This is a genomic window from Escherichia sp. WS1450, from assembly GCF_046487395.1.
GTDB classification, from domain to species: domain Bacteria; phylum Pseudomonadota; class Gammaproteobacteria; order Enterobacterales; family Enterobacteriaceae; genus Escherichia; species Escherichia coli.
On record NZ_JBJQJO010000109.1, the window covers coordinates 1 to 1,499 of the forward strand.

The following is a 1,499-nucleotide window of genomic DNA, read 5'->3' on the forward strand; positions in this document are numbered from 1 at the left end:
TATGCTCCGTAACGATTTATTCGCCAGGCTGGACGTCAGCGACACGCTCCGGCGCATGGATGAAGACGTGCGGGCAAAGGTGTATGCGGCGGCGCTGCATACGGTTTACGGTTACATCGATTATCTGGCAATGAACATGCTGCCTGACCTGTGCGATGAGTCCTGGCTGGCGCGACATGCTGCGATGAAACGGTGTCCGCGCAAGGGGGCCACGGCTGCCAGCGGGTATATGCGCTGGGAAGGTGTCAGCGATGGCCTGAAGGTGACCGCCGGGAGCGTGATTCAGCGCGATGACCTGGTTCAGTACACGGCAACTGCCGATGCAACCAGCGCCGGTGGTGTCCTGCGCGTGCCGATCGCCTGCTCAAGTGCAGGTGCGGTCGGTAACGCTGACGACGGTACGGCATTAATCCTGGTCACGCCGGTGAATGGTCTGCCGTCTTCCGGTGTGGCTGACACCCTTACAGGCGGATTTGATACTGAAGAGCTGGAAACGTGGCGCGCCCGCGTCATTGAGCGGTATTACTGGACGCCGCAGGGCGGGGCTGACGGGGACTATGTCGTCTGGGCTAAAGAAGTGCCCGGCATTACCCGCGCATGGACATACCGACACTGGATGGGAACGGGGACTGTCGGTGTGATGATTGCCAGCAGCGACCTGATTAATCCCATTCCGGAAGAGTCAACGGAAACGGCGGCAAGACAACATATCGAGCCACTGGCCCCGGTGGCAGGCTCTGATTTGTATGTATTCAGGCCGGTGGCGCATAAAGTGGATTTTCATATCCGCGTGACGCCGGACACACCGGAAATACGGGCTGCCATCACCGCCGAGTTGCGTTCGTTCCTGCTGCGTGATGGTTATCCGCAGGGAGAACTGAAGGTGTCGCGTATCAGTGAAGCGATTTCCGGTGCGAACGGGGAATACAGCCATCAGTTGCTTGCACCGGCAGACAATATCTCCATTGCAAAAAATGAACTGGCGGTACTGGGGACGATTTCATGGACGTGACAAACGATGATTACATCCGTCTGTTGTCGGCACTGTTGCCCTCCGGTCCGGCGTGGTCAGCCAGCGATCCGGCGATTGCCGGTGCGGCACCGTCATTAACCCGCGTTCATCAGCGTGCGGATGCCCTGATGCGGGAGCTGGATCCGCGCACCACCACTGAACTGATAAACCGCTGGGAGCGTCTGTGCGGCCTGCCGGATGAATGTATTCCGGCGGGAACGCAGACCCTTCGCCAGCGTCAGCAACGGCTGGATGCGAAGGTTAATCTGGCGGGCGGCATCAATGAGGATTTTTACCTTGCACAGCTTGCTGCCCTGGGCAGACCAGATGCCACCATCACGCGATACGACAAAAGCACGTTCACCTGCTCATCGGTCTGTACTGACGCGGTGAATGCGCCGGAATGGCGGTATTACTGGCAGGTCAACATGCCAGCTGCCACCAACACCACCTGGATGACATGTGGCGATCCCTGTGATTCCGCACT

The 1,499-nt window shown here is 58.8% G+C and carries 2 protein-coding genes; both read left to right on the forward strand.

The window, feature by feature from the left end; translation table 11 throughout:
- Position 1 precedes the first annotated feature (1 nt).
- Positions 2-1,012 carry a baseplate J/gp47 family protein gene (locus ACJHYR_RS27695; protein ID WP_410233212.1) on the forward strand — a complete coding sequence of 337 codons (1,011 nt, stop codon included), beginning with the start codon at positions 2-4 and terminating at the stop codon, positions 1,010-1,012.
- Positions 1,003-1,499 (forward strand): YmfQ family protein (locus ACJHYR_RS27700; RefSeq protein WP_410233213.1); only part of this gene is annotated, 497 nt, incomplete at its 3' end. The genes ACJHYR_RS27695 and ACJHYR_RS27700, both read left to right, overlap by 10 nt.

Coding starts and splice junctions, on each gene's coding strand:
- ACJHYR_RS27695 (WP_410233212.1), top strand. CDS start 2: ATGCTCCGTAACGATTTATTCGCCAGGCTGGACGTCAGCGACACGCTC.